12 protein-coding genes are annotated in these 14,691 nt (G+C 61.7%); 7 read left to right on the top strand and 5 right to left on the bottom strand.

Features of this window, described 5'->3' with window-relative positions; translation table 11 throughout:
* Window positions 1-55: 55 nt before the first annotated feature.
* Entirely contained in the window at window positions 56-1,687 is a 1,632-nt protein-coding gene (locus tag RHE_RS03220; protein ID WP_011424001.1) for a globin-coupled sensor protein, read from the bottom strand.
* A gap of 645 nt (window positions 1,688-2,332) precedes the next feature.
* Here RHE_RS03220 and RHE_RS03215 point away from each other — a divergent pair.
* The gene (locus RHE_RS03215; protein WP_011424000.1) at window positions 2,333-3,754 is read left to right on the top strand and encodes an ArnT family glycosyltransferase; all 1,422 of its coding nucleotides are present in this window, start codon (window positions 2,333-2,335) and stop codon (window positions 3,752-3,754) included.
* Between the two features lie 15 nt (window positions 3,755-3,769).
* Here the strand turns inward: RHE_RS03215 and RHE_RS03210 are convergent, their stop codons facing one another.
* Complete coding sequence (locus tag RHE_RS03210) at window positions 3,770-4,066, bottom strand: helix-turn-helix domain-containing protein (protein WP_020920372.1); 297 nt, start codon at window positions 4,064-4,066, stop codon at window positions 3,770-3,772.
* 34 nt (window positions 4,067-4,100) lie between these two features.
* Here RHE_RS03210 and ybaL point away from each other — a divergent pair, with 34 nt between their 5' ends.
* From ybaL to RHE_RS03190, 4 genes are all read left to right on the top strand, one after another.
* A complete protein-coding gene (ybaL, locus tag RHE_RS03205; RefSeq protein ID WP_011423998.1) occupies window positions 4,101-5,918 on the top strand; it encodes a YbaL family putative K(+) efflux transporter in 1,818 nt (605 codons plus the stop codon).
* A gap of 54 nt (window positions 5,919-5,972) precedes the next feature.
* A complete protein-coding gene (locus RHE_RS03200; protein WP_020920371.1) occupies window positions 5,973-6,356 on the top strand; it encodes a hypothetical protein in 384 nt (127 codons plus the stop codon).
* 84 nt (window positions 6,357-6,440) lie between these two features.
* Complete coding sequence (gene secD / locus RHE_RS03195) at window positions 6,441-8,990, top strand: protein translocase subunit SecD (RefSeq protein ID WP_011423996.1); 2,550 nt, start codon at window positions 6,441-6,443, stop codon at window positions 8,988-8,990.
* A gap of 174 nt (window positions 8,991-9,164) precedes the next feature.
* Entirely contained in the window at window positions 9,165-9,887 is a 723-nt protein-coding gene (locus tag RHE_RS03190; protein WP_011423995.1) for a sensor histidine kinase, read from the top strand.
* Between the two features lie 27 nt (window positions 9,888-9,914).
* On the opposite strand, the gene RHE_RS03185 is transcribed toward RHE_RS03190, so the two are convergent.
* From RHE_RS03185 to RHE_RS03175, 3 genes are all read right to left on the bottom strand, one after another.
* Window positions 9,915-10,352 (bottom strand): response regulator, encoded by a 438-nt coding sequence (locus tag RHE_RS03185; protein ID WP_011423994.1) that lies wholly within the window; start codon window positions 10,350-10,352, stop codon window positions 9,915-9,917.
* A gap of 28 nt (window positions 10,353-10,380) precedes the next feature.
* Window positions 10,381-11,085 carry a helix-turn-helix transcriptional regulator gene (locus RHE_RS03180; RefSeq protein ID WP_011423993.1) on the bottom strand — a complete coding sequence of 235 codons (705 nt, stop codon included), beginning with the start codon at window positions 11,083-11,085 and terminating at the stop codon, window positions 10,381-10,383.
* A 475-nt stretch (window positions 11,086-11,560) separates the two neighbouring features.
* Window positions 11,561-11,938 carry a response regulator gene (locus RHE_RS03175; RefSeq protein ID WP_011423992.1) on the bottom strand — a complete coding sequence of 126 codons (378 nt, stop codon included), beginning with the start codon at window positions 11,936-11,938 and terminating at the stop codon, window positions 11,561-11,563.
* Between the two features lie 194 nt (window positions 11,939-12,132).
* Between RHE_RS03175 and RHE_RS03170 the strand changes: the two genes are divergently transcribed.
* Together RHE_RS03170 and RHE_RS03165 are read left to right on the top strand one after the other, a co-directional pair.
* Entirely contained in the window at window positions 12,133-14,277 is a 2,145-nt protein-coding gene (locus tag RHE_RS03170; protein ID WP_042117875.1) for a sensor histidine kinase, read from the top strand.
* Complete coding sequence (locus tag RHE_RS03165) at window positions 14,264-14,689, top strand: response regulator (protein ID WP_011423990.1); 426 nt, start codon at window positions 14,264-14,266, stop codon at window positions 14,687-14,689. The genes RHE_RS03170 and RHE_RS03165 overlap by 14 nt, the downstream gene beginning before the upstream one ends.
* Window positions 14,690-14,691 lie beyond the last annotated feature (2 nt).

Below are 14,691 nucleotides of genomic sequence, written 5' to 3'. Positions count from 1 at the left end.
CCTTGTCCCCTTGTCCCCGGCCCGAAAAGATGAGCTGCGGCGATCATCCGATAGGTTAGTAAACATTCCGCCCACCTCCGACGCTTGCGAGCGACTGCGGAAGGCCAAAATCTTCATTTTCGTATTCGTCTTCGACCGCGGGACGGCCAGCCGTTTCGATCCCGCGGGACGGCGTTGCGCGAACCGAGCCCAAGCGCCCGGAATGCGCATTTTCCCGGGCGATGCGGAATTCGCGAATTGTCTGGCCGAGCTCAAGAATAACGGTATGGAGGTGGTCGGCGTCTTCGGCGGAGCGTTCGGCCAAACCGGCATTGTCGGCCACCTCTGCGCCGAGCTCTTTGACGTCGGCCGCCACGCCGTCGAGGCATGCGGCATGCTCGCCGGTCCTGGTGGCGATGCCTGATATGGCGGCGTTGATGTCGGTGACCTGCCGCACGATGCTGCCGATCGAATCCTGCGTACGTCCGACCATCTGCACGCCGGCGTCGACCTGCGCCTTGGTCGTCGTCACCAGCGTCTTGATCTCGCGGGCGGCGTCGGCCGAGCGCTGGGCAAGCGCACGGACTTCTTGGGCGACGACCGCAAAGCCGCGGCCCGAATCGCCGGCGCGAGCCGCCTCGATGCCGGCATTCAGCGCCAGAAGATTGGTCTGGAAGGCGATCTCGTCGATCGCGCCGATGATCTGGCCGATCTTCTCGGCCGACTGCTCGATGTCCGCCATAGCGCTGATCGCGCGGCCGACGACCTCGCCGCTTTGCGCGACCGCAGCGCGCGTCGAGGCGGCCGCCTGTTCGGCGGCGCGGCTGTCGGCGGCGGCGTTGCGCACGCTTGCGGCAATGCCGGCAAGGGCACCGGCGGAAAGCTGCAGCCGCTCGGCCTGGCTGGACGCCGTGCCGGCGAACTGCCGCGACTGGCCGGCAAGCGAAGAGGTCGCCGTCTCGGCCTTATCAGTGCGTTCGGTCATCGCGGCGAATTCTGCCTGGAGGCCGTCCAAGGCGTCGTTCAGGGCGGCGGCGATCCCGGCATAGGCGCCGTCGGCGTCGACAGGCGCGCGCCGCGTCAGGTCGCGGTCGGCGAGGCCCTCGATGACCTCACCGAAGATCCGGGCGATCTCCGCTTCACTTCCAGCGCGCTGATCGGCGAGCGCACGGCTCTGGGCAGCTCGCAACGCATTGAAGCGAAGCGAAACGGCGATTTCCACGTCGACCATGACGATGCGGATGATCGCCGTCATCAGATCGGAAATTTCGCGGGTGCGGCGCCTGGCCGAGGGCAGCAGGGGCCGGCCGGCGATCTCTTCGGCGAGACCGGAAAGGACATGCTCCAGCATGACGCCGTGGCCGGCCACGTGCCAGCGCGGGTCGAGGCCCATCTTGCTTTCGGTGTCGGAGAGAACCTTGACGCGCTCGGCATAGAGGCTGTCGAAGCGCGCATCCGTCAGCACGTCCCAATGGGAGGACTGCAGATCCTGCAGACGATCGACCTGTCTGTCGCTCTCGAAATTGCGCGCGGCGTCGGGATAGGACTGGAACCTGTGGAAGAGATCGCGCAGGCCCGCTTTCAGATGCGCTTTAAGGGCCGGCCGGTTACGGCGCACCAGTTCGCACTGATCGGCATCGAGGCCGGCAAAACGCAGGCGGTCGCGCAAGCTACCTGCCTGCGCTCCACGAGCCTGATCTGATGGCATGTCTTGCCTCAACGCCTGTCCCCGACCCACTTTCCAGGCGAATGCCCGGCAAAAAACTTTTGCAGCATTCGATGAACGCAAGCGCGGAGCCGGTCTTCACCACCGCGACGACCGGCAGGTAAAGCCCCTGATCAGCTATGTTTCGAAGCTGTCTGAAGAGATGGATACCGGATCGACCCGGTACGGCGGTACGGCGTCATGCCTGCTGGGAACGAGCACATCTTCCCATTCCGACGTGTAACCCAATGTTTATGGTTAATTCCTTGCCCGAAGGTTAATACGCCTTTCCAGGAGCAGGCTTTTGGAGCAATTCAAGGCAGTTCACAGGAAATACTTCCATGGAGTTGCACGCCTGCTACAAGGCACACGCAAGCTCCGTGTTATAGGCCGGTCGACAACCAAGACATGACGTCGACAAGGACAGAGCAATGATTGTTCTCGGATTGGGTTCCTGCTTGATCGCAATGGGCGTACTTGCCGCCATCGCCAGCCTCGATTTCCTTGCCGCAAACCGCGACATCGGCATGCTTCGGGTGTTCTGAAAGCTCTCCGGCTCCAAGCCGATCCATTCCCTTCCCCGTTGGCAGTCCGGCGCCTTTGGTGTAATCGCACTCGCGCCTTTCATGTCAGCGGAACACTCGGTTCATGTCCCCCAGATCTGGTCTCCTCATCGTTTTCGGCTTCACGCTCTGGCGCGTCGTCACACTGCATTTCGATGCCACAGACCTGTTTGTCGACGAGGCACAGTACTGGTTCTGGTCGCAGAATCTCGATCTCGGCTACTATTCAAAACCGCCGATGATCGCCTGGGTGATCCGGGCGATGACGGAGCTTTCCGGCTCTAACGCCATCTATTTCATCAGGCTGCTCGGACCGCTGATCCACATGGCGGCAGCACTGGTGCTGATGAAGGTGGCAAAACGGTTCGTCGGGCCGGAGATCGAAGGCTGGACGGGCGCCACCTATATCACGTTGCCAGGGGTGGCGCTTTCCTCGGTGTTCTTCTCGACCGACGTGATCCTGCTGTTTTTCATCGCGATCGCCCTGCTCGCCTATTTCGGCCTGACGCAGCGGCGCTCCGTTGAACTGGCGCTCATCATGGGCCTCGGCGTCGGCCTCGCCTTTCTGACGAAATATGCCGTGCTATTCGTCGTACCGGGCGGCGCGATAGCCCTCCTGCTCATTCCATCGGCACGCATCGCAGTTCGGGACTTCATCATCGCGGTCGCGGTTGCGGCGGTCGTCGCCTTGCCGAACCTCTGGTGGAACCTGCAACACGACAATACGACGGTGCGCCATACGCAGGATATCGCCCATTGGAGCGACATCGGCATCAATCTGCGCCGCGGGCTCGAGTTCTTCTCCGCCCAATTCGGCGTCGTCGGACCGATCATCTTCTTTGCAATGCTCTGGGCGGTCTATCGCATGATCAAGGGCCGGAGCGATGACCGCGAAAAGATGCTGATCTGGCTGTCGATGCCGGTGGTGGTGCTGATCACCCTGCAGGCGACCGTCGCCAAAGCCTATGCCAACTGGGCCGTGACCGCCTATGTCGCTGGCACCATCCTTGCCGTCTGGCTGCTTTACCGGATGTGGCCGAAGGGGCTAAGGCTGTCGCTCACCATCAACGGCATCGCAAGCCTGCTCTTTCCGCTGGCGACCATCTTTCCGCAGCAATTGCTGCTGCCGAACGGTGACGAATTGATGAAGCGCTATCTCGGGCGCGCCGCGGTCAGTCGCGAAGCGGGAGCACTTGCAGCTCAGGCCGGCACCGACATCATCGTCACCAACAACCGCGACATGGTCGCCGATCTCTTCTATACGCTGCGCGACGCACCCTACCGGATCTATGCCCGGGCGCCCGCAGGACTTCCAGAGAGCTATTACGAGCAGGAGTTCGCGCTGCCTGCCGACGTCACCGGCAAGGTGCTTTTCCTGACGGACGTCTCCCTCAGCTGTGCCACGGAAACACCGGAGGTACTGAAGAACTGGCAGCCGACGGCGGGCTATTACAAGGGCAAGGCGCTTTACATCTACAAAGTCTCCGCCGGCTGCCTGGCGCCCTGAGCGGCTTCAGCCTGTTCAATCGGGCAGGCAGAGGCCGGTGCCTGCCCCTTCGATCTCGACGAACCTGACACCTCCCTTTTCGAATGCGAGACGCAGCTGCGCCTCCGTCGCACGGTGGATGTCGTGGCGGCGTCCCTCGTAATCGCGGATGGTGCTGCGCGAAACGGCGGCTCTTTCGGCCAGATCGGCCTGAGTCCAATCCAGCAGGCCGCGCGCCGCGCGGCAGAGAGCCGGGGTGAGAATTGTTTCCCTTGCGCCTTGACCCATGATTTCTGGCTGCCCATATTGGTCGAGATAGACCATATATGTCATAATATACACGGGATCTCCAGTTCGGGAGACAGCGATGCCGCACGATACGCCCTTGATTTCGACGATCGTCGGCGGCCTCGTGCTGGCTTTCATCTTCGGCGCGCTTGCTCATCGAATGCGCATGCCGCCGCTCGTCGGCTACCTGATCGCCGGGGTGCTGGTGGGGCCGCATACGCCCGGTTACGTGGCGGATCAGAGCCTTGCGCCGGAGCTTGCCGAAATCGGCGTCATCCTGCTGATGTTCGGCGTTGGGCTGCATTTCTCGCTCAAAGACCTGCTATCGGTCCGCGGCATCGCGCTGCCTGGCGCGATCGTGCAGATCGGTTTTGCGACTTTGCTCGGCTGGGGCCTCGGCGCCTTCATGGGCTGGCCGACCGGCGGCAGCCTGGTCTTTGGGCTGGCGCTTTCGGTCGCCTCTACCGTCGTGCTGCTGAAGGCGCTACAGGAGCGCCGGCTGGTGGAGACGGAGCGCGGCCGGATTGCCGTCGGCTGGCTGATCGTCGAAGACCTCGCCATGGTGCTGGCGCTGGTGCTGATCCCGGCGGCAGCCAGCATCGGCGGCGGCCATGGCCCTGTCGAGCCGCTGTCGGCGGGTCTGAACAGTCTGCTCGGCCTCGATCTCGGCATCGGCGGCATGATCGCCATGACGCTGGTCAAGGTGGCGCTGTTCGTGGCGCTGATGCTGGTCTTCGGCCGCAAGCTCGTTCCCTGGACCATGCACCGCATCGCCCATACCGGCTCGCGCGAGCTCTTCCGACTTGGTGTGCTCGCCATCGCGCTTGGCGTCGCCTTCGGCGCGGCCAAGCTGTTCGGCGTGTCGCTGGCGCTCGGCGCCTTCTTCGCCGGCATGGTGCTGGCCGAAAGTGAGCTCAGCCATCGCGCCGCCCAGGAAAGCCTGCCGCTGCGCGACGCCTTTGCCGTGCTCTTCTTCGTCTCGGTCGGCATGCTGTTCGACCCGAACATCCTGCTCGACAGGCCGCTGCCCATTCTCGCCACCGTCTTCATCATCGTCATCGGCAAATCGGTGGCCGCCTTTCTGATCGTGCTCGCCTTCAAGAAGTCGCCCGGTACGGCGCTGACGATTTCGGCAAGCCTCGGTCAGATCGGCGAATTCTCCTTCATCCTCGCCGCTCTCGGCGTCGAACTCGGGCTGTTGCCGGAGGAGGGCCGCAACCTGATCCTTGCCGGCGCCATCATCTCGATCATCCTCAATCCGCTGCTGTTCTTCCTCTGCGACCGGATGCGGCCTGTTCTCGAAAGTGCAAGGCGCGAGGAAACGGCAGCCGACCCGGCTTCGGCCGCGGATACGGGAGCCGCGCAGGAGCAGGTGCCGCCTGGGGACGACGAGGTGCATCCGAGCCCACTTAACGGTCACGCCATCCTCATCGGCTACGGCCGGGTCGGCAGGATCGTCGGGCAGAATCTCAAATCGTCAGGCACGGCCTTCCTCGTCATCGAGGATTCCGACAAGCGCATCGGCGAATTGAAAGCGCAAGGGATCGAAGCCTTCATGGGCAATGCGGTGGCGCGGGAGACGCTCGATCTCGCCAATCTTTCGGCTGCGCGCAGCCTTGCCATCGCCATCCCCAACGCCTTCGAGGCCTGCCGCATCGCCGAGCAGGCGCGCAGCGTCAATCCCTCTATCCTCATCGTCGCCCGCGCCCATTCCGACGCCGAGGTCGACGAGCTGAAACAATACGGCGCCGACACCGTCATCATGGGCGAACGGGAAATCGCGCTTGGCATGGTTGACCGGCTGGCTCAAGTGCATCATGAGAGTGTTTCCTATGAAGACAGGCAGGAGCCTGCTACAATTATCCCGACGGGCACTGCTCCGCCGGAGCGAGAATGAGAGATTGGCGCGCTTTTGAGCCGATACGGGAGTGACATCGCCGGGATGGAGGAGATGGGGCTGGATCAGCACCGTCTGACGAGCCGTATCGCCGCTTCCCTTCTCTTCGCCATCCTCGCCTATATTGGCCTGCTTTTCGGCGGCAATCTGGTCATTTCGCCAGCGGCGGCTCTCAACAATACCCTTTCCTCTTCCGGCCGCGATCCACAGCCGCAGCAACTGACCGCGCGCGATGCGGTGCGCGGCGTGCTTGCCGCCGACCGCAAGCTTGCGCCCAAGCAGGCAGCTTATGATGCCGGATCGCCTGCCCTTGCCGCTCCGCCAGTCGTTGATTTCGCCGGCCGGAACATGGCCACTGCTGTTCCGGCACCCGAGGCGCCGCTTCCTGCCGCCGTTTTCAGGATTTATCAGCCGCGCGCGCCGCCGACGGTCGCCTAAGGCCTGCGCCGAGCAGCGCGTGATAAATTGACGAATATACCGCCAGCGTCCAAGCGCCGGCTCTCCATTATCAAGGAATATAACATGCGTACTTCACCATGGCTGGTGCTCACCTATACGGTGATCATCGTAGTGGGCATCTTGATCGCCCTGCCGAACGTCCTGTCGCAATCCGTCCTCCAGCGCATCCCTTCATGGCTGCCGCATGAGCAGGTGTCGCTCGGCCTTGACCTTCGCGGCGGCTCGCATCTCGTTCTGGAAGTCGACGAGGCGGATCTGACCAAGGAGCGGCTGCAGTCGCTGCTTCAGGACGCCCGCCGCGTACTGCGTGAAAAGGGCATCCAGCCGAAGGCCGTCGTACGCAATCAGAACCAGATCGTCGTGACGCTTGCAGACGCCTCGCAGAGCGATGCGGCCGTTACCGACCTCAAGACGCTCGCCAACCCGATCGGCACCGGCCTCAGCGCCGGCCAGGCCGACCTGACGGTCACCGCGAATGGAGCGACCATCACCGTAGCCTTCTCGCCGGCCGGCATCTCCGCCAATGTCGACAACGCCGTCCAGCAGAGCCTTGAAGTCATCCGCCAGCGCGTCGACCAGGTCGGCGTCTCCGAGCCGACCATTCAACGTATCGGCGCTAACCGCGTGCTCGTCCAGCTTCCCGGCGCACAGGATCCGTCGCACCTGCGCGAACTTCTGGGTTCCACGGCAAAGATGTCGTTCCACATGCTGGCGCCGAACAACCAGCCCGGCCCTGGCGTCACCATGATGCAGGATGACGAAGGCCGATCCTATCCGGTGCTCGACCGCGTCGAAATCTCCGGCGACCGCCTTTCGGATGCGCGCGTCGGCTTCGACCCCAACACGCACGAGCCGATCGTCAGCTTCCGCTTCGACAGCGCCGGCGCTACCCGCTTTGCCGAGATCACCCGCCAGAATGTCGGCAATCCCTTTGCCATCGTCCTCGACGACAAGGTGCTGAGCGCTCCCGTCATCCGCGAGCCAATCACCGGCGGTTCCGGCCAGATCTCCGGTAACTTCTCGGCCGACAGCGCCACCACGCTTGCCGCCATGCTGCGCGCCGGCGCCCTGCCCGCCAAGCTGACCGTCATCGAGGAGCGCACCGTCGGCGCCGACCTCGGCGCCGACGCGATCAAGATGGGCATCTATTCCGGTATCGTCGGCTTCATCCTCGTCGCGGCCTTCATCTTCGTGCTCTACGGCACCTGGGGCATCCTGGCGAATGTGGCGCTGCTGATCCACACCATCCTGACCTTCTCGGCGCTGACGCTGGTCGGCGCAACGCTGACGCTGCCGGGTATTGCCGGCGTCGTTCTAGGCATTGGCCTCGCGGTCGATGCGAACGTCCTGATCAATGAACGTATTCGTGAAGAGACCCGCAAGGGCAAGGGCGCCTTTGCCGCCATCGATACGGGTTTCAATCGAGCCTATTCGACTATTATCGACGGCAACATGACGGCCCTGATCGCTGCGGCCATCCTGTTCTGGTTCGGCTCCGGGCCGGTTCGCGGCTTTGCCGTGACCATGGCGCTCGGCCTGATCATCTCGATGTTCACTTCGGTCGCCTTCGTTCGCGTGGCGATGATCGAGATTACTCGCCGCCGCAAGTTCAAGGTGCTGAACATCCGGCCGTTGATCCCCTTCAGCCCCTATGACAAGCACATCCAGTTCATGAAGGCGCGCTTCTTCGGCGTCACCGTTTCGGCGCTGCTTTCGATCGCCTCCGTCGTGCTCTTTATCCATCCCGGCCTGAATTACGGCGTCGATTTCCGCGGCGGCATCCAGATGTCGGTCAAGACGAAAGAGGCGGCCGATCTGGCGAAGTTCCGTGAGGGTCTCGATAGTCTCGGCCTCGGCGAAATTACGCTGCAGACCTTCGGCGACAACAAAAGCATTCTCGTTCGGGCGCAGCGGCAGGAAGGCGGCGAAGAGGCGCAGACAGCTGCGGTGACCAAGCTGAAGGCCGAAGTCGCCAAGATCGATCCGAGCGCCACCGTCGAAGGGACCGACGTCATCGGTCCGAAGGTCAGCGGCGAGCTTGCCTCGGCCGGCATCCTGTCGGTCGTGATCGCCAGCTTCGCGATGCTCATCTATATCTGGGTACGGTTCGAATGGCCCTTTGCCGTCGGCGCCATCGTTACGCTGGTGCTCGACGTCACCAAGGCGATCGGCTTCTTCGCAATCACCGGCCTCGACTTCAACCTGACGGCCATCGCCGCCATCCTAACGCTCGTCGGCTATTCGGTGAACGACAAGGTCGTCGTCTACGACCGCATGCGCGAAAACATGCGGCTCTACAAGTCGATGCCGCTGCGCGAGATCATCGACAAGTCGATCAACGAGACCCTGGCGCGAAGCCTTTATACCAATGCCACGGCCTTCCTCGCCCTGGTGCCGATGGCGATCTGGGGCGGCAGCGCCGTCTCGAGCTTTGCGATCCCGATGGTCTTCGGCATTCTGGTGGCCGGCGCCTCGTCGATCTTCATCGCCGCACCGATCCTGCTCTTCCTCGGCGACTGGCGCCGCCGCCACGCCAAGGCGGTAGCGGCAACCGACGCGGCGGCCGAAATCATCCCGCCTGACGAGAGCCGCTCGCGCAAGTCGGCGAGCTGAAAAACGGGTTGTTAACGCATCCTTGAAGAGGGCGCCGGTTGCAGAGCCGGCGCCCTCTTTTTATTGTTGCCTATTGCCAGGATAAAATTATGCAACAATTCAAGATATTACAGCGTCCGTCGCGCGGCTGCAAAAGGAGCGCGACGCCGCAGCAGAGATCGGGAAAACCGCGAGATGTCACCAAACCCGACGAAACCGCTTGAGACCAATATTGCCGGCGACAACGAGGAGCGCATCAAGCGCTTTCTCGCAACCGCCTCGCACGACCTGCAATCGCCGCTGCGCCATATCGCCATGTATGCCGAGCTGCTGCTCGACGATCTCGAGGAAACACTCGACGACGAACAGCTTCAGAGCCTCAAGATGATCCTGGAAAAGGCGCAAGCCGCACAACGCCTCACCAAGGCACTGATGAGCCTTGCCGGTGGAGCGCCGCAGGTAACGTTGGAAGAGGTCGACCTGAAGGCCCTGGCTGAAAAAATCTGGAGCGAACTCATCGAGGAGACGGGGGCTCGCGACGCAACGTTCGCCAGTGAGGGCCTCCCCTCCATCCGTACCGACCCGGCGCTGTTCGGTCTGGTGTTAAGGCAGCTCATTTCCAACGCCCTCACCTATCGGAGCTCATCGCCGCCGCATGTGGCGATCGCAGCAGAGCAAGAGGGGGCGAACTGGTTCATCCGGATTTCCGACAACGGGATGGGCATCGATCCCGCTTACCGAGAGCGGATCTTCGAACCGTTCTGGAAATTGCCGAAGACGGGGGCAGCTCCCGGCGCCGGTCTTGGCCTGACGACGGCGCAGGAGCTTCTGAAGGCGCTTGGCGGCGATATCAGTCTTGAGCATTCCGACGAAACCGGCAGCCGCTTCACCATCCGCCTGCAGTTGCGTGAGACGTGAACTGCTGACAACACAGCGCGCCATGCGTTAAATGCTGTAATCGTCCTTCCAGAAATCCGGGACATCGTAGTGCACATATTCGCGGATGATGTGCTGCAGCGTCTGGACGTCGATCTCATCCTTGCCGATGCGGAAGTCGACGCCGTAATCCGGGAATTCCTGGAAATAGCCGCCGGATATGTCGGTCGAAACGACGCCGATCGGGCCGGTAAAGCCGATGCCGCGCAGCTCCGGCACCGTCTCGCGGAAATCGGCATTGGGCAGAAGGCGATTGTCGAGCAGGATGAGATCGAAGCGCGCCGCGCGCACCTTTTCCAACGCGTCTCCAATCGACGGCGAATATTCGACTTCGACGGCCGGCTCGGAGAGATCTGCGATCTTCTTTTTGAGCGCGCGGAATTCGATGAACTCGTCGTCGACAAAGAGAATCTTGACGGCATTCTGTCGGACCGTTTTGGTGATCATTTCATTTTCCCAGTCCCGAAGCCAATTTTCACGAAACCAAACCATTTCTCAGGGCGATTGCCACCATGTGGACGCGGTTCACGGCGTCGAGCTTACGCGCGGCCGCAGTGATATGCGAATTGACCGTATGTTCGGACAGACCGAGAATGATGGCGATTTCGGCCGAGGTCTTGCCTTCGCTGGTCCATTTGACGATTTCCGATTCGCGCTGGGTCAACCGCCCGGACATCTCAGGCGTTAGGATTTCCTCGTACAGCTTGTCGAAAATGCGCATGGCATCAAGAAGCATGTCGGCGATCTCGCCCTGATCCGGCTCCTCACGCTCGCCGCTCAGCACGAGGCAATATCGCCGCCCTTCCGGCGTGAACAGCGGAATGAAGAGGAAGACGCCGCTGCGGAACTCGTTGAAAAGCAGATCGGAGGGATAGGTGTCCGACTGCGCGCTCCTGCCATGGACGGGCGTTGCCAGAAACTGAGCGCTCTTTGCCCGGGTGGTCCCGAGCGCCTCCCTCAACGTCGCAATGAAAAGACCGACCCGTCGCTCGGCGACATTGGTGATGACGATATCGCGCTCGCCGAAGGGAGCCGAAGCCTCGGAAATGCGGGCAAGCGCGAAATTATCGAAGTGGTAATGCTGCGCTGCTGCTTTCAGCAGACGGAAAAAATCGGTGCGGTTGATCGCCCGGCTCAGTTCGGGTCCGGCATGAAAAGGAGTTGCCGCGGCATTGCTCATTCCCACTCTTCCTCTCCTCCCATGCCCCGGTCCCGAAATCTTGGGATATACGTCTTACGCGCGAACAGCTACAAAAATTGCGAGACAGTTGATGAGAGATATCGAAACGGGGACTTTCGGTATACAAGGCGGATATCATCAATTATCTCAACTACAGGTGATGCACGGGCAGATATACTGAGGGGCAGTAGTTCTTACCTGGGTATCGTAAATCTTCTCGCATTCAACATCCATGAATACGGGAAGGCAGTGCCAGACGTAAGCGCGAGAGAGCCGATAGGCCCATTCAGCTAAGGGGTTGGCTGGAAGTTCGTGGCGGCGAACACGGGTCAATCGGTTCTCTCAGCGCTTATTTTTCGTTCCGTCCTTTTCGCTTCGGTTGCATCTTGAAATGCACACTCGGCCTTGTCAATTGCGGTTTGTCAGTTCGCCCGGACGAACGCCAGGAAACGCACCATCCGATTCCCGCTGTTTCCTACACTTCCAGATTGAGAAGGATCGCGGCGAGGTCAAGCGGCTTCTCAAGGTAAAGATCGGCACCGGCTTCGAACGCCCGCGCGCGATCCTCGTCGGCATCCGATCCACTGCAGATGGCGAGACGCATGGTTCTGAAACGATCATCCCCGCGCAGCCTGCTTACCAAGCCGATGCCGCTGTCGAGGGGCATATAGAGATCGGCGACCAGCAGTTCCGGCGGAGCCCAGCCTTCGGCGACGCGCTGCTTCAGCGCCTCCAGCGCCGTCTCTGCCGTCGAAAAACAGAATAGATCGACGTCTATCTGCTGCTTCTTGCGGATATAGTCGAGATAGAAGAGATCATCCCTGCTGTCGTCGACGTAAACTATCGTAGGCATCCGGCACCGTGATTTGGGTATTGTTCGAATGAACCTCGTTGTCCTTCGACGTCACGATATCGCGATTTTACGAAAATTCGATCTGTCCGATCGAAAAATCATTTCGGAAAAAGCGCAGCGGCGGCGTCCGCTGCCTATTGAGTATTCCTCGATTTCGGAAAAAATGGCCGCGCGAACCGAGAGAGGATACACGGGTGCAGGATAAGGGCAACGTGGACCTGCAGGACCAGCGTAGGCGATGGCGCTACCGTGCCTTCGCGATTGCGGTCGGCTGCCTGCTGTTGCTTCTCGGTGTCAGCACCTTGGCCGGCTGGCTGTTGCAGATCGCGATCGTTATTTCGCTGATCCCCGGCTTTCCGTCGATGGCCTTCAACACCGCGCTGGGCTTCGTGCTTTCCGGCGTCGGGCTTGCCGCCTCGATGCTGGCCGGCCGCCGCTTTCGCATAGCGGCGACGGTCATGGCGGGGCTGGCGGCGGCGATCGCGGCCGCCCGGCTCGTGGAAATCGCCACGTTCGGGCGGCATTTCCACAATATCGACCTGCTGATCTCGCAGCTGCTCGTTCCGCCTGACTTTATCGCTGCGATCGGCGGTGGCATGGGCCCCAACACGGCGCTGATCTTCCTGATCGCCAACCTTTCGCTGCTGCTCTCCCTCCACCTGGAAACGTCGAAGAGCCAGGTGGTGCAGGAGCTGACCAGCTACGTCGTCATCACGCTCGGCATGATCGCGCTCGCCGGCTATGTCACCGATGCCGAACAGGGCTATCGCTGGGGACCTTATGCGGCGATGGCGCTGCATACGGCGATCGGCATGGTGGTCTTCGGCTGCGGCCTTGTTGCCCGCTCCTGGTGGATGCAGCCGGCAAACCGTGCACAGATCCCGCTCTGGATCCCGGCGGCGGTCTGCTTTACCGCCCTTCTCGTCGATCTCTATACGCCGCTCGGCCTTGCCAACGGCATTCTCTACGTGCCGCTGGTGCTGACGGCCCTCTGGTTCGGCAACAGGAATGCGCCGCTCTTCTTCGCCTTTACCTGCACCGTGCTGCTGATGCTCGGCTTCTTCGCCGTCAGGCACGACGAGGCGTCGTTCTGGCAGGAGATCGCCAACCGCACGATCACCGCCGCCACGCTCTGGCTGATCGCCATCCTCGTCTACTATTTCCTGCGCAACAACCAAAATCTGGAAGCCGAACGCATCCGTTTCGGCGCGCTGGTGCGCAGCACGCCCGACGCCGTCATCGTCATCGACGGGCGCGGAACGATCAAGAGTTTCAATCCGGCGGCCGAGAGCATGTTCGGCTACGCTCCGCAGGAAACGATCGGCCGGAACATCAAGATGCTGATGCCCGAACCCTATCATTCCGAGCACGACGGCTACCTTGCTCATTACCGGCAGACCGGGGAGGAACGCATCATCGGCACGACGCGCATGGTTTCCGGGCGGCGCAAGAGCGGCATCGTCTTTCCGATCGAGGTGTCCATCAGCGTCGTCGTCAGCGGCGAGACCAAGACCTTCGTCGGTATCGTTCGCGACATCAGCGAGCGCGCGCGGCAGGAGGAGCGGATGAAAACCACGCTTGCCCAGCTCGAGGCCTATACGGCCGAGCTCGAGCGCAGCAACCACGACCTCGATGAATTCGCCTATATCGCCTCGCATGATTTGAAAGAACCGCTGCGAGGCCTGCACAACCATTCCCGCTTTCTCCTCGAAGACTATGAGGACAAGCTCGACGACGACGGCGTGCGGCGGCTGAATCGGCTCGTGCGTCTCAGCCAGCGCATGGAGAAACTTGTCAACGACCTGCTCTACTTCTCCAGGCTCGGGCGACAGCAGCTTGCGGTCAAACGCGCCGATATCGGTCTGATCGTCAAGGATGTGGTCGCGACAATGGAGCTTCTCCTGGAGGAGCGGCATGCCCGGGTCGTCATCGACGGTCGGCTGCCGGATGTGGTCTGCGACGCGCCGCGGCTGACGGAAGTGTTCCGCAATCTCATCACCAATGCGATCAAATACAACGACAAGCCGGCGCCGCTGGTCTCGATCGGCTATCTCGAGCGGTTCGTCGGCAAGGACGGCACGGTTGCCCGCAACGTGTTTTTCGTTAGGGATAACGGCAAGGGGATACCCCAGGAATTCCATGAGGACATTTTCCGCATTTTCAAACGGCTCGAAAAGTCGCAGGATTCCGACGACGGGACGGGAGCAGGCCTCACCTTCGTCCGCAAGATCATCGCGCGGCACAACGGCGATATCTGGCTGGAGTCCGAAGTCGGCGTCGGCACCACGTTCTATTTCACCCTGGGAAGAAAGCGCGAGGGGCAGAATGCAGCAGCGTGACACGCAACCGATCCTGATCGTCGAAGACAGTGAAGACGATTTCGAAGCGACGATGCGCGCCTTCAAGCGCACCAACCTGCGCAATTCGATCCGATGGGCGGCATCGGGCCAGGAAGCGCTCGACATGCTCGCCTCGATGGCGCCGAAACCAGGCCTGATCCTGCTCGATCTCAACATGCCGGGCCTCGACGGCCGCAAGACGCTGCAGGCGATCAAATCGAACGACGGCTGGCGCAAGATCCCGGTGGTGATCCTGACGACATCAGACGACGAACGCGACATCGAAGGCTGCTACGCGCTCGGCGCCAACACCTATGTGCAGAAGCCGGTCGATCTCGACGGCCTCTTCGCGGCGATCCAGCGGCTGAAGGAATACTGGTTCGAAATCGCGATCCTGCCGCTCGAGGACTGACA

This window comes from Rhizobium etli CFN 42 (assembly GCF_000092045.1).
Lineage (GTDB): Bacteria > Pseudomonadota > Alphaproteobacteria > Rhizobiales > Rhizobiaceae > Rhizobium > Rhizobium etli.
The sequence above is the reverse complement of the archived record's forward strand: the minus strand, read 5'-3'. Positions and strand labels throughout refer to the sequence as shown.

Excerpts from the sequence above, each read along its gene's own strand:
- RHE_RS03175 (WP_011423992.1), bottom strand. The coding sequence starts at position 11,938 with ATGCCTACGATAGTTTACGTCGACGACAGCAGGGATGATCTCTTCTAT.
- RHE_RS03180 (WP_011423993.1), bottom strand. The coding sequence starts at position 11,085 with ATGAGCAATGCCGCGGCAACTCCTTTTCATGCCGGACCCGAACTGAGC.
- RHE_RS03215 (WP_011424000.1), top strand. The coding sequence starts at position 2,333 with ATGTCCCCCAGATCTGGTCTCCTCATCGTTTTCGGCTTCACGCTCTGG.
- ybaL (WP_011423998.1), top strand. The coding sequence starts at position 4,101 with ATGCCGCACGATACGCCCTTGATTTCGACGATCGTCGGCGGCCTCGTG.
- RHE_RS03185 (WP_011423994.1), bottom strand. The coding sequence starts at position 10,352 with ATGATCACCAAAACGGTCCGACAGAATGCCGTCAAGATTCTCTTTGTC.
- RHE_RS03190 (WP_011423995.1), top strand. The coding sequence starts at position 9,165 with ATGTCACCAAACCCGACGAAACCGCTTGAGACCAATATTGCCGGCGAC.
- RHE_RS03210 (WP_020920372.1), bottom strand. The coding sequence starts at position 4,066 with ATGACATATATGGTCTATCTCGACCAATATGGGCAGCCAGAAATCATG.
- RHE_RS03165 (WP_011423990.1), top strand. The coding sequence starts at position 14,264 with ATGCAGCAGCGTGACACGCAACCGATCCTGATCGTCGAAGACAGTGAA.
- RHE_RS03220 (WP_011424001.1), bottom strand. The coding sequence starts at position 1,687 with ATGCCATCAGATCAGGCTCGTGGAGCGCAGGCAGGTAGCTTGCGCGAC.
- RHE_RS03200 (WP_020920371.1), top strand. The coding sequence starts at position 5,973 with ATGGGGCTGGATCAGCACCGTCTGACGAGCCGTATCGCCGCTTCCCTT.
- secD (WP_011423996.1), top strand. The coding sequence starts at position 6,441 with ATGCGTACTTCACCATGGCTGGTGCTCACCTATACGGTGATCATCGTA.